Genomic DNA, 24,964 nt, shown 5'->3' with positions numbered 1-24,964 from the left:
ATCAAAACTTATACTATTTATGTTTTGAACATTAATAAAAACATGGAGGTTAAAAGTGGACATTAAAACGAAATTATCCCAAGTCGTTGGAACTGAAAATTTCTCCGATGACCCTGTTCAGTTGTTAACCTATGAGACCGATTTCAGTTACACCCCGGCCGGGGCCGCCAATTATCTGGCCAAACCGGGGAGTTCCGAGGAAGTCTCCGAGGTTATCAAATGCTGCAACGAGAACAGCATCCCCGTGGTGCCTTGCAGTTCCAAGGTCCATTTCTACGGGGCCACTATTCCGAAGGAGGGGGGGCTGGTCCTGGATATGTCCAGGATGAACCGGATCCTGGAAATCGACCCGGACAACCGACGGGTCAGGTTCGAAGCCGGCGTCACCTGGGAACAGATGACCAGGGCCTTGCAAAAGGAGGGCTTCCGGGTTTTGATGCCTTTAACCCCTCCGGCCGAACGCTCCGTGCTGACCGACTTCCTGGAGCGCGAAGAGCCCACCAACCAGGTGTATGATTACGGCGAACCCCTGGAAGCCATGGAAGTGGTCTGGCCCACCGGTGAGATCTTTCGGATGGGCTCGGCCAGCGTCAACGGCTATCCCGACTCTCCCTCCAAGGGGGGGAATCCCTCGGGGCCGGGTCTGGATTTTTACCGCTTTTTCCAATGCGCCCAGGGGACCATGGGAGTGGTGACCTGGACGAATCTGAAGATCGAATCCATCCCCAGGATGGACAAGATCCTCTTCGCACCGGTTCAAGACCTTGATTATGCCATTAATTTTCTGTATCGGATCCTGCCGCGCCGGATCGGTCAGGAGGTCCTGATCTTGAATAATGTGGATCTGGCCGCCATCCTGGCCGAGAATTGGCCCGGGGACTTTGAAAAATTAAAAGCCGCTCTGCCCCCCTGGACCCTGATTCTGGTGATCAGCGGGCTCAAAAGACGACCCGAAGAAAAGATCGCCTATGAAGAAAACTTCCTGGCCGGGGTCCTGAAAAACGAATTCCCCAACCTGAGGCTGGGGGAGACCCTGCCCGGTTTCCCCGGGGTGCCGGAAAAGCTCCTGACAATCCTCCGGAACCCCTGGCCGGCCGACCGGCCTTTTTGGAAGAACCAGGTCAAAGGGGCCGCCCAGATGCTCTTTTTCCACACCCGGCCGGAAAAGGCCCGGCAATTCGTAGACAAGCTGGCAGCCATCAGTGCCGGTCATGGATATGCTCCCGGAGATATCGGGATCTACATTCAGCCCATAGAACATAACCGGGCCTGCCGGCCGGAGTTCACCTTCTTCTATGATCCGGAAAATGAAGCCGAAAAGGCTGCTATGCGCGCCCTTTACCAGGAGGCGGCCACGGCCTGCCTCAATATGGGGGCCGTCTTTACCCGGCCTTACGGGGACCTGGCGCCCATCGTTTATGAACGGGCCGCTTCCTATACCGCTCATCTCAAGCGGTTGAAGAAGGTTTTTGACCCGAACAATATTATGAATCCTTCAAATCTGTGTTTTTAGGGGAGGGAGAAATCATGGCTAATGAAATGCCTTTTCGATATTACAAACCCAAAGAAGAATTTAAACTGGATATCACCGATATCCAGAATTTTGTTTATGACATGAGCCGCTGCATCAAATGCAAAGGCTGCACCTGGGTGGATCATACCTACATGCCCGATACGAAGCACATGACCCGCTGTCCCAGCGCGGCCAAGTATGAGTTTGACGCTTACGGGGCCTACGGGAAAATGCGCATCGGCCATGCCATGGCCGAAGGGGTCCTGGGCTGGAATGAAAAGGCCCTGGAGGTTATGTATGCCTGTACTCTGTGCGGGGCCTGCGACGTGGGCTGCAAACGGAACCTGGACCTGGAAATCGGGCTTACCCTGGAATCTCTGAGGGTCAAGGCGGTCCAGGACGGCGTGGGACCCATGCCGGCCCACAAGAAGATCGCCGAAAATATCGCCCAGATGCACAACCTCTATGGAGCGCCTCACGGAAAACGGACCGAATGGATCTCCGAGGGGATCACCCCGGCCGAAAAGGCCGAGGTCCTTTATTTTGTAGGCTGTACGGCCTCATACCGGAACAAAGAAATCGCCCGGTCCACGGCCAGGATCCTCAAGGCGGCCGGTACGGATTTCATGCTTATGCCCGATGAATGGTGCTGTGGCAACACCATTTTTTCCGTAGGCCTTTACGACCAGGCCAAGGCCCTGGCCCAGCGCAATGTCGAGGAAGTCCGGAAGACCGGGGCCAAGACCCTGCTCTTAAGCTGCGCCGAGGGGTACCGTATGTGGAAGGTCGATTATCCGAAACTGCTTAATATCTCCACCGATGACCTGGGCTTCAAGGTGGTCCACCTGGTGGAATATGCGGACGAGAAGGTTAAAAATGGCTTGTTGAAAATGAAAAAGCCCCTTTCGACCCGTGTGACCTATCATGATGCCTGCAGTCTCAGCCGCTTGAGCGACCCCTGGACCCCCTATGAAGGCAAGCGGGGCTGGATGGGTTGCGTGGAACCGAGGCTTAAACGCCGGCGGGGAGACAAAGGGATCTATGCTCAGCCCAGAGACCTCCTCAAGGCCATCCCCGGAGTAAACCTGGTGGAAATGCCCAGGACCCGGGAAAATGCCTTCTGCTGCGGGGCCGGTCGTGGGGCACAGGAGGCCTTTCCGGATTTTGCCCAGTGGACCGCAAACCAGCGTCTGGAAGAGGTCCGGGATGTGGGGGCCGAGACGCTGGTCACCGCCTGCCCCTGGTGCAAGAATAATTTCGCCCAGGCCGTTAAAGCCGGCGGCAACGATGTCCAGGTCCTGGACATCTCGGAAGTGATCTGCGCAGCGATTGGATGAAAATACTGTTCGGCGTTTAGCGTTCGGCGAGAAGATCTCAAAGCTGAAAGCCCAAGAAAGAAAATCAGGCATGAGGCACGAGGCGAGAGGGAAAGAAGGATCAAGAGAATCTTTTAGCCCATTGCCTATAGCCTATAGCCCAATCCATTTTTGAATCAAAAGGAGGTTTAATATGGCCATTGCCAAAGAAATTTATAAAGCCCTGGAAGCCATTGTCGGTTCTGAGTACCTCTCCAACGACCCGGTAATCTGTGAGGGCTATCGAAGCGGCCCAGGGGGTTACGAGACCGGTCTGGGATATGAGCGGGTCATGACCACGATCCCGGGCTGTGTCATCCTGCCCAAAACAACGGCGGAAGTCCAGAGGATCGTCAAGGTCTGCTATCGTAATGACATTCCTTACGTACCCTACAGTACGGGATTTTACGGACCTCGCTCGCATCCCCATGTGGAGGATGCCCTGCTGATCGATCTCAAGCGTATGAACGATTTTGTGCTCGACGAAAAGCACTTTTACGTAGAGGTAGGCCCCGGGATGATCTATTCGCCCATCCAGGAGGTCTGCATGAAACATGGGGCCTATGTGGTCATCGGGGGCGGCGGGGCCCAGGCCTCGGCCATTGCCAATCTGATCGGCGACGGCTGGTCGCCCTTAAGCCATCGAATCGGGCTGCCTCACCGGCGGATCTTGGGAACCGAGATTGTCATGCCGGACGGCGAACTCCTCAAAATGGGTTCTCTGGCCGAAGGCGATGACCCCTTTTGGGGTGAAGGCCCAGGGCCGGACTTGAGAGGGCTGCTGCGCGGCTATACGGGGTTGAGGGGTTGCCTGGGGATCGTCACCCGCATGGCTATCAAGACTTTGCCCTTTCAACCCGAACGTCTGGAGCCCACGGGTATTTCGCCCAATACCGCCCTGGCCTTGCCGGAAAAACGGGTCAAGTGGATCAATTTCATCGTGTCTTCCAAAGAGGCCCAGGTAAAGGCCATGAGGGAAATCGGCCATGCCGAGATCGGTGGCGCCGTTACTAAAGTGCCTCTCTTCTGGCGGGCCATTGCCAAGGCCGAGTCCAAGGAAGAATTCTGGGACCTTTGGGGCAAGGAAAACGAGGAAACCGTAGCCAACTTTTTTATCGTCCGGGTCCTTCTGATCGGCTACACCTCGGAGGAACAGATGGAGTATGATGAACGGGTCCTGATGGACATCATGAATGAGGTGGGTGGCCAGGCCCGGCGGACCAAACCCTCCGATGAGTCCTGGATCAAAAACGCCGATTCGGCCGGTATGTGGCTTATGTGCGGGGGCTATGTCTCAGTAGACTATGTCATTGAAACATTGTCCCAGTCCCCGGACCACGGCCCGTCCTATGCCGAGTTGAAGAAGAAATACACCCCGCCTCTGATGCCCGACTACGGCGATCCCGGCTGGTTCCAGAGCTTCGAACTGGGCCACCAGGGCTATTCTGAATTTCTGGTTTACTGGGATCCCGACGATGATACCAACGCCGTGGACCAGTTCTACGTGGACACATCCAAGATGAACATCAAAAACCGTTATTACACCTCTTTGCTCGGTCCCCATCAGCCTCTTTATCTCACCGGACCGAAATATGGACCGAATTACCACGAGTTCCTGCTCAAGGTGAAAAACGAATTCGACCCCAAATGGAAGTCCCATCCGCCGGTTCCTTTGGCCCATGACGTTTTCGTGGAAAGGGCCCCCTGGATGCACCACATGAAGGACTGGGAATCCCCGGAGGATCTGCCAAAGTAATAGGGGTCAAGGATTCCAGGATTCAAGGATTCAAGGGTTTAATTCCATGCCTTTCACTTGAATCCTGGGCCCCTCGACCCCTTGAATCCTTTTTTTCTGTAGTGAGGTGTACCATGGACAATCTTAGAATAGCCGTTGTGGGGATTGGGGCAACGGGGGCTGTTTTGGCCGCTGCCCTGCTCAAACAGGATCCTGAAACCATGCTGGTAGATCCTAATCCTGAACTTGGGGAAACCATAAGAAAAAAAGGCCTCAAAATTTCAGGGGCGGTGACCTACCAGGTCCCGGTCCACCATTTTTTCGAACAGATCGGGATGCTGAAAAGCTTCAGTCCGAATGTCATTTTTGTGGCCACAAAAACTTTTCATCTACCCCGGGTGTTGGAGGATCTGAAGGCGGTATTTCAGAAGGGAACCAAGATCATCAGCACCCATAACGGCCTGGGGACGGAAGATTTGATCGGCGAGCGGTTCGGTGCCGAGAGTGCCTTCCGCATGTCCTTGAATTATGGGGTGTCCTTAAAAGGGCCGGGGGAGATCGAAATGGCCTTTTTTAACAAGCCAAATCATCTCGGCAGCCTGCTGCCCGGGGACAGGGAACCGGGGCGGCGCCTGGCGGAATTATTTACCGCCGGTGGTTTGGATACAGAGTTCGTGGAAGACATCAAACTGTATGTCTGGAAAAAGATGATCATGAAATGCACCATGGCCTCTATCTGCGCCGTAACCGACAAAACCATCAAAGAAGCCCTGGATTTTCCACCCACCCGGGAGATCGCCGAGGGCTGTTTTAGGGAAGTGCTGGCCGTGGCCAAGGCCAAGGGGTACGACCTGGGCGAAGATTACTTGAAACAGGCCGTGGCCTATCTCGAAAAGGTAGGGGTCCACAAGGATTCCATGTGCTATGACGTCGCCCATAAGACCCCCACGGAAATCGATTTTCTGGGCGGAAAAGTCGTGGAATACGCCCGGGAGTTGGGTATCCCAACCCCTTATTATAGTACCATGACGAATCTGGTCAAGGCCATGGAGGACAAGTATCTTCGAAAATAGAATTTGGATTTCGGATTTCGGATTTCGGAATTTAAAAGAAACCCAAATAGAGTTGCAACCTGCAACTCTATGGGAGCTGTTTTTATGATGAGCAGTAGCCGGTGGATCACCGTCGGTACGATTTTAAAGATGAATGCCCTCAACTATCCGGAGAAATTGGGCTGGCAGGACAGCAACCGGGAATTCACCTTTCAAGAATGGAGCGAACGCTCCAACCGTCTGGCCAATGGTCTTAAAGGATTGGGTGTGGGTTATAAAGATACCTTTGCCGTTTTGGCCTACAACCGCGGGGAGTGGATGGATATCTATGCCGGTTGCGCCAAGGGCGGCCAGGTGGTGGTGCCGGTCATGTTTCGTTTGGAAGGGCCTGAAATCGAATATATCGTCAATCATTCGGAATGCCGGGGACTTATCGTCGAAGCCCCATTTGTGGACCGGATCAACCGCATCAGGGACAAGCTCCGGGTTCCTAATGACGCTTATATCTATTTAGGCGAAGGGCCGGTGCCGGAAGGCTATACCGGTTATGAAGAGCTTCTGTCCAAGTCTTCGCCGGAAGAGCCGGAAGGCCTGGTGCAGGGCGATGATGTCTGGAACATCATATATACCTCGGGCACAACCGGCCGGCCCAAAGGAGTAGTCCGGACCCATGAGAGCCATATAGCCCATTATCTGTTGAGCAATATCAATATGGGGGTCCGGCCTACGGATAAGGTGATGCTGGTCATGCCCATGTGTCACGTCAATTCCCTGCAATACTCCTTCCCCTATACCCTGGTGACGGCACCGGTCTTTGTCTACAATAGGATAAGTTTTGATCCGGAAGATCTGCTCAGGACCATTGATCAATATCGGATCACCTATACCTCTCTGGTTCCCACCCATTACCGGATGATCCTGGATTTGCCGGAACCCGTTAAACAAAACGCTGATGTCACCTCCATTCGGCAACTGCTGATCTCCTCGGCTCCGGCCGATAAAGCGCTCAAACTGGCCATTATGGATTATTTCAAAAATGCCGAACTCTGGGAGGCTTATGGCAGCACGGAAGGAGGACTCGGGACTCTGCTCCGGCCGGAAGATCAATTGCGGAAACTCGGTTCCATCGGCCGGGAAATTTTCGGAGTGGATCGCTTCCGGCTCCTGGATGAAAACCGCCGGGAGGTTCCGGATGGGGAAGTAGGAGAATTATTTACCCGGGAACCTTGTGTCTTTAAGGAATATTGGAAAGATCCAGAAAAGACCCGGGAGGTCTTTGAAGGCCAGTGGTTTTCCGCCGGGGACATGGCCAGACGGGACGAGGAGGGGTACCTCACCCTGGTCGACCGGAAGGCCAATATGATCATCACCGGGGGCGAAAACGTTTATCCTTCCGAGGTGGAAGGGATACTCCGGTTGCATGAGGCGGTTAAGGACGTGGCCGTTATCGGCCTGCCGGATAAAAAATGGGGGGAGGCCATCAAGGCCCTGGTGGTGCTTCATGAGGGCTACGAGACCGGAGAGGCCTTAGCCCGGGAGATTATCGATTTTGCCCGGGGGAAGATCGCCGGATACAAGCGGCCAAAGAGCATCGACTTTATAAGCGATGAAGAGATGCCCCGAACGGCTACGGGCAAAATCCTTCATCGGGTGCTCAGGAACCGTTACGGGTCGCCGAAAACGGTCTGAGGAAATAAGGAATAGTAAGGAGAATGGATATGGACGAAACCATCTATAACAGTGAGGAACATCAGATTTTCCGTGATGCCTTTCGCAAGTTTGTGGCCCGGGAGATTACGCCCAACGTCCCTGAATGGGAGGCCCAGTGCGCCGTACCCCGGCATATCTGGCGAAGGATGGGGGAAGAAGGTTATTTGTGTCCCTGGCTTCCCGAGGAATACGGGGGATTGGGTTTGGGATTCGAATATTCGGTCATCATTAACGAGGAGCTGCTGCGCGGGAACGCCTTCGGGGTGGAGGTGCCCCTCCACAGCGATGTCGCAACGCCTTATATCTATTCCTTTGCCTCTCCCGAAATGAAAAAGCGCTGGCTACCCGGGTGCACCACCGGGGAAGTGGTGACGGCCATCGGGCTGACCGAGCCCAACGCCGGCTCCGATCTGGCCGCCATTCGCACCCGGGCCGTGCGAGACGGGGACTCCTATGTCATCAACGGACAGAAAACATTTATTACCAACGGTTATTTTTCGGACCTGATTGTGGTAGCCGTTAAAACGGACCCCGAGGCCGGCCACCGGGGTATCAGCCTGATCCTGGTGGACAAGGACGCCCCCGGATTTCATCGGGGCCGGAAACTGTCTAAAATGGGCTATCACATGCAGGACACGGCCGAGCTCTTTTTCGAAGACTGCCGGGTACCGGTCGGCAACCTGCTGGGAGAGGAAGGGCAGGGGTTTAAATACATGATGGCCAAGCTGCAGCAGGAGCGGCTGGAAGTATCCATCAAGTGTATGGTCCTGGCCGAAGAGGCCCTGAAAGAGGCGCTCCATTATGCCAAAGTGCGTGAGGCCTTTGGAAAGCCGATCGGCAATTTCCAGTATAATGCCTTCCGCCTGGCCGACATGGCCACCGAGGTCGAACTGGGCCGCACCTTCCTGGACAGCCTCATCAGGGACCACCTTCGAGGCAAAAATATCGTCCAGAGGGTTTCCATGGCCAAATACTGGCTCGGTGAAATGGTAAACCGGATCGCCTATCAGGCGGTCCAGATCCACGGCGGTTACGGCTACATGGAAGAATACCGGGTCTGTAAATTGTATCGCGATGTGCGCTGCCTGTCGATTTTCGCCGGCACCAGTGAAATCATGAAGCTGATTATCAGCCGCGGACTGGGGTTTTCTTCATAGGGGAATAGCTTTGGCCATCCGATCGAAAGCGCCTCAGCCAGGTAATCCGTGAGGAATTCCGGAGAGAAAAAGAAAAAAGGGTTTTAAATAACTTAGGATCGTATTAAGGTATACCCAGAACATAAATTATTAGAAGGAAATGGTATGGAGGGTTTATGAAACACCAAATCAACATTAATGTGAATGGGGATGACTATTCGCTGTCGGTGGATCCCAGGCAGACTCTGAATGAGGTGCTTCGGGAAGACCTGAACTTGACCGGCACAAAACTTGGCTGCGGCACCGGCGATTGCGGGGCTTGCACGGTCCTGGTGGACGGCCGGACCGTCAGTTCCTGCCTGACATTGGCCGTGTCCGTGGACGGCAAGTCCATCAAAACCGTGGAAGGCCTGGCCCCTTCGGGTGAAGAGCTGCATCCGATTCAGGAGGCCTTTATTCAAACCGGGGCCATCCAGTGCGGATTCTGCACCGCCGGGATGGAAATGTCCGGGTTATATCTGTTAAACCAGAACCCAACACCCAGTGAAAAAGAAATCAGGGAAGGTCTTTCCGGACACCTCTGCCGCTGCACGGGCTACAACCAGATTGTGGAGGCCATCTCGGTGGCGGGGGAAAAAATGAAGGACAGTCAAACAAAAGAGGTGGAGTCATGAGATTGCCTAAATTCGATTACTTTGCACCCCAAACCCTGGAAGAGGCCCTGCGCCTTTTAACCGAAAAAGGAGAGGGGGCCCGGTTGTTAGCCGGCGGAACGGATCTGCTCATCCGAATGAAAGCCGGCCTTTTAAAACCCCAGGCGATTATCGCCCTGGAGGGCATTGAGGCCCTTAAGGCGATTCGCTACCAACCCAAGGTAGGATTGACCATCGGGGCAACCGCCAAGCTGTCCGAGGTGGCCGACCATCCGGACATCAAAAAGCATTATCCGGCTGTGGCCTACGCCGCGCTGGAAACGGCCAATGTGCAGATTCGCAATATGGGGACCGTGGGCGGAAACCTTTGCAATGCCGCTCCCTCGGCCGATAACGCCCCGACCCTGATCGCCATGAAGGGGGAAGCCCTCCTGGCCGGCCCGAAGGGAGAAAGGCGCCTGCCTTTGGATCAGTTTTTTAAAGGACCGAGACTTACCGCCCTGGCGCCGGATGAAATCATGACCGGTATCTTTGTTCCAATTCCTCCCCCCCATTCCGGAACGGCCTACCAGCACGTCTCGGCCCGGGGCAAGGTGGACATCGCAGCCGTTTGCGTTGGGGTTATGGCTATTTTTGACGGGGAAACCTGCCGCGAGGCCCGGATTGTCCTGGGTGCCGTGGGCCCTATCCCGTTGCGGGCGAAAAAGACGGAAGGGCTGGTACAAGGGCAGCAGTGGACACCGGAACTCATCGAAAAGGCCGGTAAACAGGCCGTCGAAGAAGCCAAGCCCATCTCTGATGTTCGGGCCAGCGCGGCCTATCGGAAAATGATGGTCGCCGTATTGACCCGTCGAGCCTTATTAGAAGCCCAAAAACGGGCCAGGAAACGTTAGCCTAAGGGGAAAGGAAGGAACATGGAACAATTCAATATTATCGGAAAAGAGGTGCCCAGGAACGATGCCGAGGCCAAAGCCAGAGGCAGGGCCCAATATACGGACGACCTGAAACTGCCGGGGATGCTTTACGGCCGGATACTCCGAAGTCCCCTGGCCCATGCCCAGATCAAATATATCGATACCAGTAAGGCCAAGGCCATGCTGGGGGTCAAGTGCGTACTGACCTGCGAGGATACGCCCAAGATCAAATACGGCAACTGGAGGCTATTTCCGGAAACCCAGGACGAATACCCCCTGGCCGTGGACAAGGTGCGTTTTATCGGGGATGAAGTGGCCGCAGTGGCCGCCATAGACCCGGACACGGCTCAGGAAGCCCTGGAAAAAATTATCGTGGAATACGGAGAATTGCCGGCCGTCTTTGACGTGGACGCAGCCAGAGGAGCGGGGGCCCCGGTCATTCATGACTATTGCTCCAATAATGTCAGCGTCAACCGGAAGATCCAATACGGCGATGTGGAAAAGGGCTTTGCGGAATCGGATTATATCCGGGAGGACACCTTTACGGTCCATGCGGTCAGTCATGCCTATCTGGAGCCCTGCTCGGCCCTGGCTCAGGCTGATCAGGACGGCCGGATTACCCTCTGGACCTCGACCCAGGTTCCTTATATCGTCCAGTGTCTTCTGGCCTCGGCCCTGGGTATGCGGGAAAATGATATCCGGGTGATCAAACCCTTTGTCGGCGGCGGCTTCGGCGGCAAGATGGAACTCAGGACCTGGGAATTCTGTGCCGCCCTGATGGCCAAAAAAACCGGCAAGCCCGTCAAGTTCACCCTCAGCCGGGAAGAAGAATTTCTGGCCGGACGCCGCAGACACCCCATGAAGCTCCATTCCAGGGTCGGCTTCAAGAAAGATGGGACCCTGATGGCCAAAGACCTGAAAATTCAATTAGACGGCGGGGCCTATAATGCCATGGGACCCACGGCCACTTTCCTGTGCGGCAATTTCGGGGCCATGCTCTACCGCTATCCCAACTACCGGTTTCACGGGGAACACGTTTACACCAATAAGCCCCCGGCCAGCGCCATGCGCGGTTTCGGTGCTCCCCAGTCGCTTTACGCCACCGAGATCCAGATGAATAGTGCGGCCGAGGAATTGGGGATCGACCCGGTGGATCTGCGGATCAAAAACGCCCAGGTGAGCGGAGATAAGATCCCGGACGTGGCCACCATTTCCAGTTGCGGCTTTATCGATTCCATCAAGACCGTGGCCAAGATGAGCGGCTGGAAGGAAAAACGGAAAAATCTCAAACCGGGGCAGGGGATCGGTATCGGCTGCTACAGCTTTATTTCCGGAGGGGTCTTTAACTGGTTCAATACCCAATATCCCTTTTCGGCTGCCGAAGTCCGGGCCTTTACCGACGGCACCGTCCACCTGCTGACCATGGCCTCCGACATTGGTCAGGGATCGGATACGGCCCTCAAACAGATCCTGGCCGAAGAGCTGGGACTGCGGATGGAGGACATCCGGATTACCTCGGCCGATACCGCCATGACCCCCCAGGCCGACCTGGGCTCCTGGGGTAGCCGGGTGACCCTGATGGCCGGAAACGCGGTGATCGATGCGGCCAAAAAGATCAAGGCCCAGTTGTTCGGGGCCGTCTCGGCCCGGTTCAATTTAAATGTCATCTATGAATTTGAGTGCCTGAACAACCGGGTCCAGGCCAAGGGCCGGCCGGATAAAGGGTTATCTTTCGGGGAGGCGGTGGCCATGGTGCAGAAGGCCAACCGGGGGGAGCCCCTGGTGGCCAGGGGTTCCTATACCCCCCGGGACAAGGGGCTGGTCACTCCGGCCTTCGGCTTCGGGGCCCAGGTGGCCCAGGTCGAAGTCGATCAGGAGACCGGTCTGGTGGAAGTGAAAAAGATGTGGACGGCCCATGACTGCGGCACGGTGATCAACCCCCGGGCCGTGGAGGGACAGTTGGCCGGATCCATCCAGATGGGTCTGGGCTATGCCCTTTCCGAGCAGTTTGTCATGGACGGGGGCAAGACCCTGAACAACAACTTCCTGGACTATAAGATGCCTAACGCCCTGGATATGCCCCCCAGTGAAGTGGTTCACGTGGACACCTACGAACCGGAAGGCCCCATGGGGGCCAAAGAATGCGGAGAAGGCCTGGCCTCCCCCACCGCTCCGGCCATTTCCGATGCGGTCTATCATGCCACCGGTTACCGGTGTCTGGATTTGCCCATAACGCCGGAGAAGATTTTACAGGGTCTGCGGAAAGAAAAATAGATTGTAAGGGTTAGAGGATTATTTGTGAGAGTTGTCAACTATCGAAGCGATTTAAGCGGGGACGAGAAGGTCCTGATGGCCGTGGTCCGAGCGGCCGAGATCTTTAAAAGGGCCATATCGACCATTTTCAGGAACCAGGACCTCTCCTTCCCCCAATACAATGTCCTGAGGGTTTTGGATGCCTCAACCGATGGACAAAGCCGGATCACCGAGGTGAGCCGCATCATGCTCGTCCCGGGTGCCAATATGACCGGCATAGCCAAGAGGCTGGAAAAAAACGGCTTTATCCTCAAAAAATCGGACATTAAAGACGAGCGGGTCACTCTGCTCGAAATCACCGCTAAGGGAAAAGAAACCCTGAAAAAGATCGAAAAAGAGCGCGACCAGTGTTTGAAAATGATGTTGAAAGGCTTTTCTCCTGAGGAAAAACAGGATCTCCTGACTAACGTCAGAAGATTGATCCAGAACAGTCAAAAGATGATCTGAATCGGTCGGATAGTCTGTTTCCCGTTAAGCCCTCATGGGCCCCTTTATTCTCCCCGGATTTTTTTTGAAAGGGAATTTTTTTTCTTGACATCCTTTTTTCGATATATTAAAGGGAATAAATCATGGACTGAACGGTCAATAAAGAATAGGCAAAGAACTTGCACGAACCTAAAACCAGCGACGTCAAAGAAGCAATAATCCGTGAAAGTACACGACTTTTCCTGGCCAATGGTTTTCGGGGAACGTCGGTAAAAGAGATCACCGAAGCGGCTGGCATCGGAAGAGGTACCCTTTACTGGTACTTCAAGAGCAAGGAAGAAATCCTGATCACTATTTTTCGAAAATTTGAAACCGAATTGTTGGACAAATTAAGCGAAACGGTACGAGGCTGTAAAGGAGATTTCACCGTCAGGTATCGCCTTTTTCATAAGTACTCAACAGAATTTGCCCGGGATAACCGGGACCTGTGCCTGGCCTTCAACACCCTTTTAAATGAGATATCCGGCACCCATACCGAGGCCGAGAAGGTGGCCAAGGCGGTTTATGGGAAGTTCGATATCATTGTTGAGGGCATGCTGGAAGCCGGGAAACGGGACGGCTCGGTGAACCGGGATGTGGATTCAGCCCTTTATGCCCATGCCGTCATAGCCTGTCATACCGGGATGCTGGTCCAATGGCTGGTGAAGGGGGAATCGCTGGATGCACGGGCCTTTGTAAAAACGGTTCGAGATTTTATTTTGAAAGGCCTGACTCAAAAAGGGCCTTAAATTTTTTGAGGTTAATCTCGACTGATCGTTCAGTCCACAGGGTTCCGGTCGAGGATATTGGATCAGGTCTCTGGGATGGTCCGGCCAGAGGCAGATGGCCTCGCCGTTTAAAAAGTTTGCACTAAATTTTCAGAATAGCAATTTAATTATTTATCAAGGAGGAAGGAAGATGACGTCTAGAAAGATTTTACTGGCCCTGGTAATGGTGGTAGCGCTGGCTACGGGGAGTTACAGCCAGGCCGCTGAAGAACCCAAAGTGAAAATCCGGATGCAGACCCACCTGATCCCTACCCAGACCAAAAGGTCCATGGGCACCTTTGCCCAGGATGTGGCCGCGGCCTCCAAGGGGACCCTGGAGGTCTCCATCTTTCCAGCGGGCTCGATAGTCCCGGTGAAGGAGATGATGGACGCCGTCGGCAAAGGGACCCTGGATATGGCCCTTTATCCGGAAGGCTTCTGGTACAAGGCCATCCCGGTGAGCGAAGTCGGTCAGGGGTTGCCTTATTCCTTCATAAACTTTGACGAAGTCCGGGAATTCATGTTCAAGAAGGGGTTCATAAACCTCCTGCGTGAAGGCTATGCCAAGCACAACGTCTACATCATCCCTTACGAACCCTTTTCGGTGGGCCTGATGACCAAAAAACCGGTCAACAAGGTGGAGGACCTGAAAGGAATGAAACTACGGGCCATGGGGGTCATGGCCGATTTCCTGGGCAAGTTGGGGGCCTCCACGACGGTTGTGGCCGCCGGGGAGTTGTATACCGCACTGGCCACAGGCGTGGTTGACGGCGCCCATTGGGGCGACGCGGGCCCCATGTACGAAATGAAATTTCAGGAAGTCTTGAAAAACTACATGGAACCGGAACCGATCATCGGCTCCTGGAACAACATCATGATCAACCTGGACCTCTGGAAAAAACTGAAACCGGAACAACGGGCTGCCCTGGAATCGGCCTTGCAGAAATGCGGTATGGCCGGCTTTAACAGTTCCCGGGCCCTGACCAAAACCGCCAAAGAGGAAATGGCCAAAAAATGGAAGGTCCAATTCGTCAACCTGCCCGAGGCCGAGCAGAAAAAAATGGATAAGGTGAGCGAGGGCATGGAGATGGAGATGGCCAAGAAGGATGCCCTGTCCGCCAAGGCGATCAACCTGCTTAAGGAATTGCGGAAAGAAAAAGGCCGCTGATCAGGAGGCGAGGCATGAACAGGGAAGAAAAAGGAACCTCCCTGCCTGGTGTCGCGCCGGAGACCCAGACCGTTCCCCGTCCACCAAAGAGCGGGGGCGGCCTGCTGACCGGCATCGATTGGCTCAGCGAGTCGGTGGGGAAAATGGCCGGACTATTGATCGTGGTACTGGCCCTGATGGTGAGTTACGACGTAGTCATGCGTTATTTTTTCGGACGGCCGACCGTCTGGGCACAGGAAATGTCGGCCATGCTGTTCGGCACCTTCATCATCCTGGGCGGAGCCTACACGGCCAAGGAAAATAAACACGTCAACATGGACATCTTTTACAACCGCTTTTCCGTGCGGGGAAGGGCCATATTGGACATTATCACTTTTTTCATGCTGACCGTCCCGTTCCTGGGCATCCTGCTCTGGAAAGGGGGAGAAGGGGCCTGGCGGTCGCTGGTCACCCTGGAGCATGATTCCACGCAATGGGGACCGCCGCTCTATCCCTTCCGGATCATGCTCCCCCTGGGGGCCTTATTGTTCCTCTTACAGGCCATCGCCAAATTCATCCGCGATTGCCAAACCCTTAGTTCTATAGGTAGAAAGGGGTAGTCCCATGGACCTCGGACTGATCACAACGCTTTTGTTCGCCGGGCTGCTCCTTTTTTTGGCCACCGGCGCGTCCCTGGTAATGGTCATGGGCGGGGCAGCGGTCATCTTTTCCTACCTGCTCTGGGGGTCGCAGGGACTGATGCAGATCTCGTCCAATTCCTTCGGGGTCATGCAGAATTTTATCCTCATCGCTATCCCCCTTTTTATCTTCATGGGCGTAGTCCTCGAACAGTCCGGGTTGGCCAAAGCCCTCTATGAAATGATGTATCGCTGGTTCGGCGGGGTTCGGGGCGGACTGGCTGTGGGGACGGTGATCATCTGTATGATCTTCGCCGCCATGGTCGGGGTCAGCGGGGCGGCCACAGTGAGCATGGGGCTCATCGCCCTGCCTTCCATGCTGCAGCGGGGCTACAACAAAGACATTTCCATCGGCTGCATCAGCGCCGGCGGGGCACTGGGGGTCCTGATCCCGCCCAGTATCCCTTTTATCCTCTACGGCCTCTTTTCCGGGGAATCCATCGGCGCCCTCTTCGCCAGCGGTATTGTCCCGGGGATCCTGCTGGGTCTGATGTTCATCTTCTATATCCTGATCCGCTGTTTTTTTCAGAAAGATCTGGGACCGGCCCTTCCCAAAGATAAAAGGGCCACCTGGAAGGAAAAATTCGAATCCCTGCGGGCCGTGGTTCTGCCCCTGGTCCTCATCGCCCTGGTCCTGGGGTCCATCTTCAAAGGAGTCGCCACTCCCACTGAGGCTGCGGCCCTGGGCGCCCTGGGGGCCATACTCTGCGCCGCCGTATCCCGTAGCCTCACCTGGAGCGTGATCAAGGAATCGAGTTACGCCACTCTGCGGCTCAGCAGTATGGTGGTCTGGATCATTATCGGGGGCACTGCCTTCACCTCCCTCTATACGGCCATCGGGGCCGTGGACTTCATTCAGGGATTGATCGCCACCCTGCCGGTTTCAAAGTATATGATCCTAATCGGCATGCAGGTGGTGCTCTTCATCCTCGGGATGTTGCTGGATCCGGGAGGGATCATCATGATCTGTACGCCGGTCTTCGTCCCGGTAATCAAGACCCTGGGCTTCGATCCTGTCTGGTTCGGCCTGCTGTTTATCGTCAACATGGAAATGGCTTATCTGACCCCACCCTTTGGCTTCAATCTTTTCTATATGAAAGCCATTGTGCCACCTCATATTTCCATGGGGGATATTATCCGCTCGGTCATACCCTTTGTGGGCATCCAGGCCTTGTGTCTGATTATCGTTATCCTGATTCCGGAGCTGGCCACCTGGCTGCCCCGGAAATTGTTAGCCGGGGGGTAGAGGGGGGAATACGAAGATAGCGTTACGGGTTACGAGTTATGGGTTGCGGGTTCAAAACCAACCTTACTTCGACATTCATTATTTGATTCGTGGTGCCCCTAGGGGATGAGGGCTTAGAAGAACAAAGCAATAGGGGCACTGTTTTTTTTGCCTAAATGATAGACTGACCGTTCAGTAGTTGATATGGGCAGGGTCTCTAAAAGGCCCTTCGAAGGACCGGTTGGGCCTGAAGGGGAAACCCGGCAGGGCATTTTTCAACTTTTTCCAAATCGTTCACAACTGATTAACTATAAAATTCAAAGGAGAATAAAAATGGCACTTAAAACACCACAAGAATACATCAACAGCCTGAAAGACGGCCGGGTCATGTACTTAAACGGCGAAAAAATTCCCGATGTGACCGAACACCCGATTCTGAAGATCTGCCGCGATTGGGTGGCCATGGATTATGTCCTCAATCAGGACCCCAGGTACCAGGACCTTCTCACGGAATTGGATGAAGACGGCGAAAGGGTCAGTTTCGCCCTCATGCCTCAGCGGACCCAAGAGGACCTTTTCCGGCTCCGGGAGATGGTCAAACTTTGGGCCAGGGTTAGTTTCGGAAAACCCTCCGGGGCCAAGTTCGTGGCCAAGGACGGCCTGAATTCGGTGACCGTAGTCAGCCGCAGGATCGATAAAAAATATGGCACCCATTACGCCGCCAATGTGGAGGCCTACCGCCGGCATCTGCAAAAAAACGATCTATCCTTTGCCATGGGTTTGACCGATGTCAAGGGCGATCGGAGTCTGCGCCCCTCACAGCAGAAAGGACATCAGGACTATTATCTGCGGATCGTCGAAGAACGGGAAGACGGCGTCATCGTCCGCGGAGCCAAGACCCATATCAGCCAGGCCCCCTTATGCAATGAAGTGTTGATCGCCCCCTGCCGGGCCATGAAAGAGGATGACAAGGCTTATGCCCTCGCCTTCGGGGCACCCCTCAATGCCAAAGGCATCACCCTTATTTCGGCCGAGCCGGAGGTGAGCGAAGGGGTGAGTTTATTCGATCACCACATTGCCGGCAGCGTCTTTATCAATGACGCCACCATCATTTTTGATGATGTCTTTATCCCTAACGAGCGCCTCTTTCTGAAAGGCGAATGGGAATTTGCCGGTCAGGTGGCCTATATGTTCGCCAATTTCCATCGTCTAAGCGCCGAGACCTACAAGGCCATGGAGCTGGAGCTTTTTACCGGTGCCGCGGCCCTGATGGCCGAGTACAACGGCATTGAAAAGGTATCCCACATCCGTGAAAAACTCACCTGGCTGGTCATGTATACGGAGATGATCGAGACCCTGGGCCGGGCGGCAGTGGAACATTGCATTAAGGAGGAGGATTCGGATTTTGTTTACCCCAATCCGATGATCGCCAATATCTGCAAATATCAGTTCGCCAATAACTGGCATGAAGCCACCAAATATATCCAGGACATCGCCGGCGGGATCGTGGCCACCTGTCCCTCGGCCAAAGACTTTTTCAATCCCGAGACTCATGACCTTCTGGACAAATATCTGGGTGGCAAGGCCGGTGTCCCCACGGAAGAACGGCTGCGCATGGTCAAGCTGGTCAGGGACCTGACTTCTTCCTATGAAGATGTGCTGACCATTCATGCCGAGGGTTCGCTCGAGGCCCAGAAGATGTCCATATTGCAGTTGGCCGATTTTCCCCGCTACAAAGCCGCGGCTAAGCGGGCGGCCAGGGTGGAGAACCGGGAAGGACACCCTTTATTCGATGAACTTCCGGCCTTTCCTCCCAAGCTATAAGGGAAGTTTCTCTTTATGAAGGCCCGAAGCACTCCTGCCGGCAATAGGCCAAGGAGGATGATGAACATGGGTAATGACGAAAAAACAAAGTGCGATGTAGTGATAGCCGGGGCCGGGGGGGCCGGTCTCATGGCGGCCCTCGCCCTTTCAGAAAGCGATCTGAGGGTCAAAGTCTATGAGAAGATGAACGTGGCCGGCGGCAGTACCCGGTTCCCTGAAGGCATGTTCGGGGCCGAAAGCACCCTGCAGAAGAAACGGAATGTACGGGTCACCCGGGACGAGGCCTTTAAAGCCATCATGGACTATAGTCATTGGAAGGCCAACGCTTCCCTGGTCAGGGCCTTTGTGGATAAATCGGCCGCTACTATCGACTGGCTTGAACAGATGGGTGTTGAATTCACCGAGCCCTCTTCTTTCTGGCCAGGGGCCCCCAGGACCTGGCACCTTTTCAAAGGACGCGGCGCGGCTGTGATCAAGGTCCTGCTTTCTCGGGCCGTCGAAAAAGGGGTTGCCATACAATACCAGACCGCCGTCAAACAGCTTAGGCGGCAGGACGACGGCCCGGTTACCGGTGTCCTGGTGGAAGATCAGGAAGGCCGGCAGACTGCGGTCTCGGCCAGGGCGGTGATCATTGCCACCGGCGGTTATGCCAATGACCCGGAGCTGATCAAAAAATATACGGGGTTGGACCTCCGGGGCAATCTTTTTCCCCTGGGGAATTTTGAGAAATACGGTGAGGGTCTCCGTATGGCCTGGGCCGTCGGGGCAGCCAAGGAAGGCCTGGGAGTGCTCAATTTTTCCTCCGGCGGTCCGGTCGGACCCGGCCTAAAACCGGCCGGACATATCGTGGCCGCCGTTCGCCAGCCCGAGCTATGGATCAACCAGCAGGGTCTCCGCTTCTGCGACGAGGCCATTGTCCATAATTCGATTTATTGCGGAAATGCCATGGCCCGCCAGAAAGGGGGCTTCGTCTTCAGGATCTTTGATGACCAGGCCCGGCACTATTTTGTGGAAAAAGGGGTCGATGTCGGTGTGGGCATGTTTGTGCCCCCCGGGACCCGGTTAACCGGTTTCGATGATGAATTGAAGGAAGCCCTGGCCAAAAAGAATCGGAACATCATGGTGGCCGGGACCATCGAAGATCTGGCCTTGAAGATGGAGGTCACCCCCGCAGTTTTTAAAAAAACCGTCGAGGTCTACAACCGGTTCTGTGAAAAAGGTTACGACGAGGCCTTTGCTAAGGATCGGTTGTATCTACGGCCGGTTCAAAGACCTCCCTTCTACGCCTTCAAGTGCTTTGGCGATTTTTGCGGGACCAATGGAGGCATTAAGATCAATGAGAAAACCGAGGTCCTCGACCATGCCGACCAGGTCATCCCCGGTCTCTATGCGGTCGGCAACGATGCTGGCGGGCTGTACGGGGATAGTTACGATATGATCGCCGCCGGGGCGGCCTGCGGGTTTGCCCTGGTGTCCGGATGGCTGGCCGGTGAAAATGTCATCGGTTATTTTTTAAATTAATCAGGAGGTGGAATATGGAATACAGATGGTACAAAGTCTGGCCCTCTTGGGTCCCTAAGACCTTTACCGTGGATAAGCCCACGTCCGAATATATACGGGAATGGGCGGCACTGACACCCGAACGGATAGCCCTCACCTTTTATGGCCGGGACATCACCTATCAGGAGCTTAATCGAACCATTGACGCCATAGCCTGGGGGCTGGTCGATCTGGGGGTCAAGAAGGGCGATCGGGTGGCCCTTCATATGGAGAACTGTCCCCAGTTCGTTATGGCCTATTTCGGGATACAAAGGGCCGGCGCCATCGTCGTCCCGGTCAACCCCATGTTCAAGCAGGCCGAACTGGAACACGAACTGAACGACGCCGGGGCCCAGACCCTGATCGGTCTGGACGCCCTTTACCCGGAAGTGGAAAAAGTAAGGTCCCGGACGCCCCTAAAAAAGGTTATCCTTACTTCTCTCAAAGACTATCTTCCGGAAAAGCCCCTGCTGCCTCTGCCGCCGGAAGCCGGCCTGGCCGGCCGGTCTTTTCCCGATACCCTGGCTTTTGAGACTTTCATCAGACAGTCTAAAGATGAACCCCTGTGCCAGGTAACCGATCTGAAAAAAGAGCTGGCGGTTTTACAGTATACCGGAGGCACGACCGGCACCCCCAAAGGGGCCATGATCAGCCATTATGCCCTGGCTTCGGCGAGCTTTGTGTCCCTCCATTGGTACCACCACCGGGAAGACGATATCTTCTTGGGGGTGGCGCCCTTTTTTCATGTCATGGGTCAGATCAACCTGATGTGCACCCCGCTGGCGGCCGGCGCCCGGGTCGTTATTTTAGCCCGCTTCGTCCCGGAGGTGGTGGCCCAGGCCATTTCCCGGTATCGGTGTACCTATTGGGTCGGCGCTACCACCATGGTGATTGCCCTGCTGAACCTGCCCAATGTCGAGGATTATGACTTCAGCTCCTTCCGGTGTCTCTGGACCGGCGGGGCACCCATCTCCGTGGAGCTCCAAAAAAAATTAAAGGCCCTCATGCCTAACACGGTCATCGGTGAAGGCTATGGGCTCACGGAAACCATGTCCTCAGGCGGCACCTGCACCCCCCTGTTCCGCTACAAGCCCGGTTTTGTGGGTATTCCAGGGTCTAATAATGTACTCCAGATCGTTGACCGGGAGACCGGGACAAAGGAGCTGGGACCAAACGAGGAAGGAGAGGTCATTATCAAAGCGGGTTCCATGATGGAGGGCTACTGGAACAAACCGGAGGAGACCAGTCAAGTCCTCAAAGACGGCTGGCTTCATACCGGAGATATAGGGCTTATGGACGAGGAAGGGTACCTGAAATTATTGGGCCGTTCCAGGGAAATGATCAAGTGTTCCGGATTCAGCGTTTTTCCGGCCGAGGTGGAAGACCTCCTATATAAGCACCCGGCGGTGAAAGAAGCCGCCGTGATCGGAGTGAACGACCCTTACCGGGGTGAGACCCCCAAGGCCTTTATCATTTTAAAGGAGGGCTATGCCGGCAAAATCACGGAGGCGGAAATCCTTTCCTGGTGCAAGGACAACATGTCCGCCTACAAGCGGCCCCGGGCCATTGAGTTCAAACAGGAACTTCCTAAAAGTGCCGCCGGAAAGATACTGAGGCGGATGCTGGTGGAGGAAGAAAAAAAGGGGTAAGGCGTTTCAATTTCGGATTTCGGAATTTAAAAGCAATCCATTTTTGTAGACGAAGGAGGCGATGGGCTTTATTCGAAGAGGAAAAAAAACCGGAAGAAATTTTGGGAGTTTTGAAAAATCAGATTTTTTATAAAGGGAGGACATTATGAAAAAACTTGGAATGGTTAGTTTGATTTGCAGTTTGGCTATGTTTTTTGTTTTGGCTGCCGGTAGTCCGGCCCGTTCTGAAGAAAAGGAATTTCGCTTCAAGTATGCCAACTTTTTCCCGCCGGTCCACAAGATGGCTGTCCTGGCGGATCAGTGGTGCAAGGAAGTGGAAAAGCGCACCAATGGAAAGGTTAAGATCACCTATCTTCCGGGGGGCACCCTGGTCCCGGCCAATCAGGCCTATGAGGCGGCTGTCAAGGGCATAGCGGATATCAGCATGGTTACCCAGCAATATAACGCCGGCCGTTTCCCATTGACGGAGGCCATCTACCTTCCATTGGGGGTGAAGAGCGCCCGTCAGGGCACCCGGATGTTCAACGCCTGGTATGAAAAGTTCAAGCCCAAGGAATACGATGACGTCAAGATCCTTTATTTCTATACCACCAGCCCGGGACATTTTGCGACCCTGAAACCGTTGGCCTCTATCAATGACCTGAAAGGGGTCAAGGTGCGCTGCGCCGGTGACACGGCCAAGATCGTTACGGCCATGGGCGGCATACCCGTTTCCATCCCCCTGGCTGACTCTTATGAAGGGTTTCAGAGGGGCGTCATCGCCGGTTCCCTGCTGCCGGTGGAAAGCCTGAAGGGGTGGAAATTCGGCGACCTGCTCCGGGGGGTGCAGATCAATGACGGTATCGGCTATACCAACGCCATGGGCGTGGTGATGAATAAAGCCAAGTGGGCCGCTTTGCCGCCGGAATTTCAAAAGGCCTTGGAGCAGGTCAGTAAGGAATGGATCGAGAAAACCGCCCTGGCCTGGGACGATATCGACAAGGAGGGCATCGATTTCGCGGTTTCCAAAGGCGCGAAGGTCTTTAAGATCTCCAAAGAAGAGGTCGCCCTGTCAGGTCAGAAGATGAAACCCATCCTGGATGATTATGTGAAAAGCATGAAAAAGCTGGGATTGCCCGGAGAGGAATCCCTGAAATTCCTTCAGGACTGGCTGAAAGCCAATCCTAATCCGTGATGAGAAAAAAAGTTGCAAGTTGTAAGTTTCAAGTTGCGGTTGCACGCATGAAGAACGGAATCAGGATTCAGGGGTCGGGGATCAGGGGGCAGGGTTGAGTTAAAGAAGAAAGATACACGTTTCAAGTTGCAGGTTGCAAGTGTAAAAACCTTGCCCCTTGAACCCCTGGCCCCTGGACGCTTTGAATATCGAATTTCGAATCATGAAATAATTTGTTCTTGCCTTCCTTCGACATCCGATGTTCGATATTTCATTATTTGTGGTTTGCCCATGGGGCATGAAGGCTTAATACAGTCAAGGAGGATACCTATGCGGGTATGGGTCAATCGTTTGTCCAGCTTATTGTCCGTGATTGCCGGGATAGTCCTGCTCATCATGATGGTGCTCACCTTCTCGGACATTGTTCTGCGATTTGTGGGGAGACCGATCGTCGGGGTCTACGAAGTCGTCGCTTTCTTAGGGGCTTTGGTTACCGGATTTGCCCTGCCCCGGGCATCACAGATGAAGGCCCAGGTCTATGTGGATCTTCTGATTGATAAGCTTGGGCCCCGACCACGGAGGATCCTTCGAATCATCACAAGAATCCTGGTGTTTTGCATGTTTCTCATAGCGGCCTGGTATTTTATCCTCATGGGGAAAAAGTTTATCGACACCCGGTCGGTGACCCTCAGCTTGAGACTCCCTTTCTACCCGGTGGTTTTTGGCCTGGCCATCAGTAGTCTGGCCCAGTGCCTCGTATCGGTGGCTGAAATTTTTTATGACCAGGGAGGGGAAAAATGAATGAATATGTCTTAGGCCTTTCGGCTTGTCTTTTCCTGATTTTTTTCTTCCTCACCGGGGTTGAGATCGCCTTTGGAATCGCCATGGTCGGTATTTGCGGCTTTGCCATTCTCTCCGGTTTTGACGCCGCCTATAGTCTCATGGCCCAGGATTTTTTTGACGTTCTGTCCTCCTATAGCCTGACCGTCGTTCCGCTCTTCATGCTCATGGGACAGATTGCCTTTAACGCCGGCATCGCCAAGAAGCTTTATGAAGCGGCCTACAAACTGGTGGGCCGCGTCCCCGGCGGCCTGGCTATGGCCACCGTCGTGGCCGCTACTCTTTTTAAGGCCATGTGCGGCTCGACCCTGGCCACGGCCGCCACCTTTTCCAGTGTGGCCGTCCCGGAAATGACCCGGTATAATTATAGCAGAAAGTTGTCCACCGGAATTGTGGCCAGTGTCGGCACCATCGGCATTCTCATCCCGCCGAGTATCACCATGATTATTTATGGCATCATGACTGAGCAATCCATCGGCCGTCTTTTTCTGGCCGGCCTCATACCCGGATTGCTTATCTGCACCTTTTTTGTCGGTATTATCTACGTCTGGTGCAAGGTCGACCCGACCCTTGGTCCGAGGAGCACAGAAAAATTCACCTTTGGAGAAAAAATGCGTTCCCTGCCGGAATTCATTTCCGTGGCCATCATCTTCGGGATCGTCATCGGCGGTCTGATGGCCGGTATCTTTACCCCGACCGAGTCCGGGACCATCGGAACCATTGCGGTCCTGATCCTGGCCTTACTCCGGAGGAGCCTGACCTTCAAGGGATTTGTCAAGTCTATCGATGAGTCCCTGAGGGCGGCGGTGATGGTCCTTATCCTCATCGCCTGCTCGGCCATTCTGGGCCACTTTCTGGCTATCACCCAAATCCCCCAGACCGCCGGCGATTGGCTGGCAGCTCTCCCTTTCCCTCGGGTGCTCGTCATGGTCATCATTTTTCTCTTCTACCTGCTGGGCGGGTCCTTTATCGATGACCTGGCCTTTATGATCCTGGTCACGCCGATCCTCTATCCGGCGGTCCAAAAGCTCGGCTATGACCCTATCTGGTTCGGCGTTATGATCGGGGTTACCCTGATGGTCGGGACGATCATCCCGCCGGTGGCCATCAGTGTGTTTGTGGTTAAGAACATCACCGGCGAGTCCTTTAATGTCATCTATTCCGGCGTGGTTCCCTTTCTGGCCAGTTTTGTCGTCGTGGGGGCCTTGCTTTTCCTGTTCCCCCAATTAGCCACCTTTCTGCCCGATTTGATGCTCGGGAAGTAAAACGTATTGGA

General features: G+C 54.5%; 20 protein-coding genes. All 20 read left to right on the top strand.

Annotated elements, in window-relative coordinates; all coding sequences use genetic code 11:
- Positions 1–55 precede the first annotated feature (55 nt).
- Positions 56–1,513, top strand: a complete 1,458-nt coding sequence (locus HY879_04245) for an FAD-binding oxidoreductase (protein MBI5602545.1) — start codon at positions 56–58, stop codon at positions 1,511–1,513.
- Positions 1,514–1,527: 14 nt separating this feature from the next.
- Positions 1,528–2,850: a (Fe-S)-binding protein gene (locus HY879_04240; GenBank protein MBI5602544.1), complete on the top strand. Its 1,323-nt coding sequence runs from the start codon at positions 1,528–1,530 to the stop codon at positions 2,848–2,850.
- A 172-nt stretch (positions 2,851–3,022) separates the two neighbouring features.
- Positions 3,023–4,624 carry an FAD-binding oxidoreductase gene (locus HY879_04235; GenBank protein ID MBI5602543.1) on the top strand — a complete coding sequence of 534 codons (1,602 nt, stop codon included), beginning with the start codon at positions 3,023–3,025 and terminating at the stop codon, positions 4,622–4,624.
- A gap of 113 nt (positions 4,625–4,737) precedes the next feature.
- Complete coding sequence (locus tag HY879_04230) at positions 4,738–5,676, top strand: 2-dehydropantoate 2-reductase (protein MBI5602542.1); 939 nt, start codon at positions 4,738–4,740, stop codon at positions 5,674–5,676.
- 87 nt (positions 5,677–5,763) lie between these two features.
- The gene (locus HY879_04225) at positions 5,764–7,344 is read left to right on the top strand and encodes an AMP-binding protein (GenBank protein MBI5602541.1); all 1,581 of its coding nucleotides are present in this window, start codon (positions 5,764–5,766) and stop codon (positions 7,342–7,344) included.
- 29 nt (positions 7,345–7,373) lie between these two features.
- Entirely contained in the window at positions 7,374–8,522 is a 1,149-nt protein-coding gene (locus tag HY879_04220; protein ID MBI5602540.1) for an acyl-CoA dehydrogenase family protein, read from the top strand.
- A 155-nt stretch (positions 8,523–8,677) separates the two neighbouring features.
- Entirely contained in the window at positions 8,678–9,175 is a 498-nt protein-coding gene (locus HY879_04215) for a (2Fe-2S)-binding protein (protein MBI5602539.1), read from the top strand.
- Positions 9,172–10,047 (top strand): xanthine dehydrogenase family protein subunit M, encoded by an 876-nt coding sequence (locus HY879_04210; protein ID MBI5602538.1) that lies wholly within the window; start codon positions 9,172–9,174, stop codon positions 10,045–10,047. The genes HY879_04215 and HY879_04210 overlap by 4 nt, the downstream gene beginning before the upstream one ends.
- A gap of 21 nt (positions 10,048–10,068) precedes the next feature.
- A complete protein-coding gene (locus HY879_04205) occupies positions 10,069–12,342 on the top strand; it encodes a molybdopterin-dependent oxidoreductase (GenBank protein ID MBI5602537.1) in 2,274 nt (757 codons plus the stop codon).
- Between the two features lie 75 nt (positions 12,343–12,417).
- Positions 12,418–12,828, top strand: a complete 411-nt coding sequence (locus tag HY879_04200; protein ID MBI5602536.1) for a MarR family transcriptional regulator — start codon at positions 12,418–12,420, stop codon at positions 12,826–12,828.
- A gap of 158 nt (positions 12,829–12,986) precedes the next feature.
- On the top strand, positions 12,987–13,595 hold the full coding sequence (locus HY879_04195; GenBank protein MBI5602535.1) for a TetR/AcrR family transcriptional regulator: 609 nt from the start codon (positions 12,987–12,989) through the stop codon (positions 13,593–13,595).
- A 169-nt stretch (positions 13,596–13,764) separates the two neighbouring features.
- Positions 13,765–14,781, top strand: coding sequence for a TRAP transporter substrate-binding protein DctP (gene dctP, locus HY879_04190; protein MBI5602534.1), 1,017 nt, complete (start codon positions 13,765–13,767; stop codon positions 14,779–14,781).
- A gap of 14 nt (positions 14,782–14,795) precedes the next feature.
- Positions 14,796–15,380, top strand: coding sequence for a TRAP transporter small permease subunit (locus tag HY879_04185; protein MBI5602533.1), 585 nt, complete (start codon positions 14,796–14,798; stop codon positions 15,378–15,380).
- Positions 15,381–15,384: 4 nt separating this feature from the next.
- Positions 15,385–16,704 carry a TRAP transporter large permease subunit gene (locus HY879_04180; protein ID MBI5602532.1) on the top strand — a complete coding sequence of 440 codons (1,320 nt, stop codon included), beginning with the start codon at positions 15,385–15,387 and terminating at the stop codon, positions 16,702–16,704.
- Positions 16,705–17,016: 312 nt separating this feature from the next.
- Positions 17,017–18,507, top strand: coding sequence for a hypothetical protein (locus HY879_04175; GenBank protein ID MBI5602531.1), 1,491 nt, complete (start codon positions 17,017–17,019; stop codon positions 18,505–18,507).
- Positions 18,508–18,573: 66 nt separating this feature from the next.
- Entirely contained in the window at positions 18,574–20,028 is a 1,455-nt protein-coding gene (locus tag HY879_04170) for an FAD-dependent oxidoreductase (GenBank protein ID MBI5602530.1), read from the top strand.
- A 14-nt stretch (positions 20,029–20,042) separates the two neighbouring features.
- Positions 20,043–21,695, top strand: coding sequence for an AMP-binding protein (locus HY879_04165; protein ID MBI5602529.1), 1,653 nt, complete (start codon positions 20,043–20,045; stop codon positions 21,693–21,695).
- 145 nt (positions 21,696–21,840) lie between these two features.
- On the top strand, positions 21,841–22,869 hold the full coding sequence (locus tag HY879_04160; protein ID MBI5602528.1) for a TRAP transporter substrate-binding protein: 1,029 nt from the start codon (positions 21,841–21,843) through the stop codon (positions 22,867–22,869).
- Positions 22,870–23,178: 309 nt separating this feature from the next.
- Positions 23,179–23,649, top strand: a complete 471-nt coding sequence (locus HY879_04155) for a TRAP transporter small permease subunit (GenBank protein ID MBI5602527.1) — start codon at positions 23,179–23,181, stop codon at positions 23,647–23,649.
- A complete protein-coding gene (locus HY879_04150; protein MBI5602526.1) occupies positions 23,646–24,953 on the top strand; it encodes a TRAP transporter large permease in 1,308 nt (435 codons plus the stop codon). The genes HY879_04155 and HY879_04150 overlap by 4 nt, the downstream gene beginning before the upstream one ends.
- Positions 24,954–24,964: the final 11 nt, after the last annotated feature.

This window comes from Deltaproteobacteria bacterium (genome assembly GCA_016219225.1).
Classification (GTDB): domain Bacteria; phylum Desulfobacterota; class RBG-13-43-22; order RBG-13-43-22; family RBG-13-43-22; genus RBG-13-43-22.
This window is presented reverse-complemented; position numbering and strand designations above follow the sequence as displayed.

Excerpts from the sequence above, each read along its gene's own strand:
- HY879_04240 (MBI5602544.1), top strand. The coding sequence starts at position 1,528 with ATGGCTAATGAAATGCCTTTTCGATATTACAAACCCAAAGAAGAATTT.
- HY879_04235 (MBI5602543.1), top strand. The coding sequence starts at position 3,023 with ATGGCCATTGCCAAAGAAATTTATAAAGCCCTGGAAGCCATTGTCGGT.
- HY879_04230 (MBI5602542.1), top strand. The coding sequence starts at position 4,738 with ATGGACAATCTTAGAATAGCCGTTGTGGGGATTGGGGCAACGGGGGCT.
- HY879_04225 (MBI5602541.1), top strand. The coding sequence starts at position 5,764 with ATGAGCAGTAGCCGGTGGATCACCGTCGGTACGATTTTAAAGATGAAT.
- HY879_04220 (MBI5602540.1), top strand. The coding sequence starts at position 7,374 with ATGGACGAAACCATCTATAACAGTGAGGAACATCAGATTTTCCGTGAT.
- HY879_04215 (MBI5602539.1), top strand. The coding sequence starts at position 8,678 with ATGAAACACCAAATCAACATTAATGTGAATGGGGATGACTATTCGCTG.
- HY879_04210 (MBI5602538.1), top strand. The coding sequence starts at position 9,172 with ATGAGATTGCCTAAATTCGATTACTTTGCACCCCAAACCCTGGAAGAG.
- HY879_04205 (MBI5602537.1), top strand. The coding sequence starts at position 10,069 with ATGGAACAATTCAATATTATCGGAAAAGAGGTGCCCAGGAACGATGCC.
- HY879_04200 (MBI5602536.1), top strand. The coding sequence starts at position 12,418 with ATGGCCGTGGTCCGAGCGGCCGAGATCTTTAAAAGGGCCATATCGACC.
- dctP (MBI5602534.1), top strand. The coding sequence starts at position 13,765 with ATGACGTCTAGAAAGATTTTACTGGCCCTGGTAATGGTGGTAGCGCTG.
- HY879_04185 (MBI5602533.1), top strand. The coding sequence starts at position 14,796 with ATGAACAGGGAAGAAAAAGGAACCTCCCTGCCTGGTGTCGCGCCGGAG.
- HY879_04180 (MBI5602532.1), top strand. The coding sequence starts at position 15,385 with ATGGACCTCGGACTGATCACAACGCTTTTGTTCGCCGGGCTGCTCCTT.
- HY879_04175 (MBI5602531.1), top strand. The coding sequence starts at position 17,017 with ATGGCACTTAAAACACCACAAGAATACATCAACAGCCTGAAAGACGGC.
- HY879_04170 (MBI5602530.1), top strand. The coding sequence starts at position 18,574 with ATGGGTAATGACGAAAAAACAAAGTGCGATGTAGTGATAGCCGGGGCC.
- HY879_04165 (MBI5602529.1), top strand. The coding sequence starts at position 20,043 with ATGGAATACAGATGGTACAAAGTCTGGCCCTCTTGGGTCCCTAAGACC.
- HY879_04160 (MBI5602528.1), top strand. The coding sequence starts at position 21,841 with ATGAAAAAACTTGGAATGGTTAGTTTGATTTGCAGTTTGGCTATGTTT.
- HY879_04155 (MBI5602527.1), top strand. The coding sequence starts at position 23,179 with ATGCGGGTATGGGTCAATCGTTTGTCCAGCTTATTGTCCGTGATTGCC.
- HY879_04150 (MBI5602526.1), top strand. The coding sequence starts at position 23,646 with ATGAATGAATATGTCTTAGGCCTTTCGGCTTGTCTTTTCCTGATTTTT.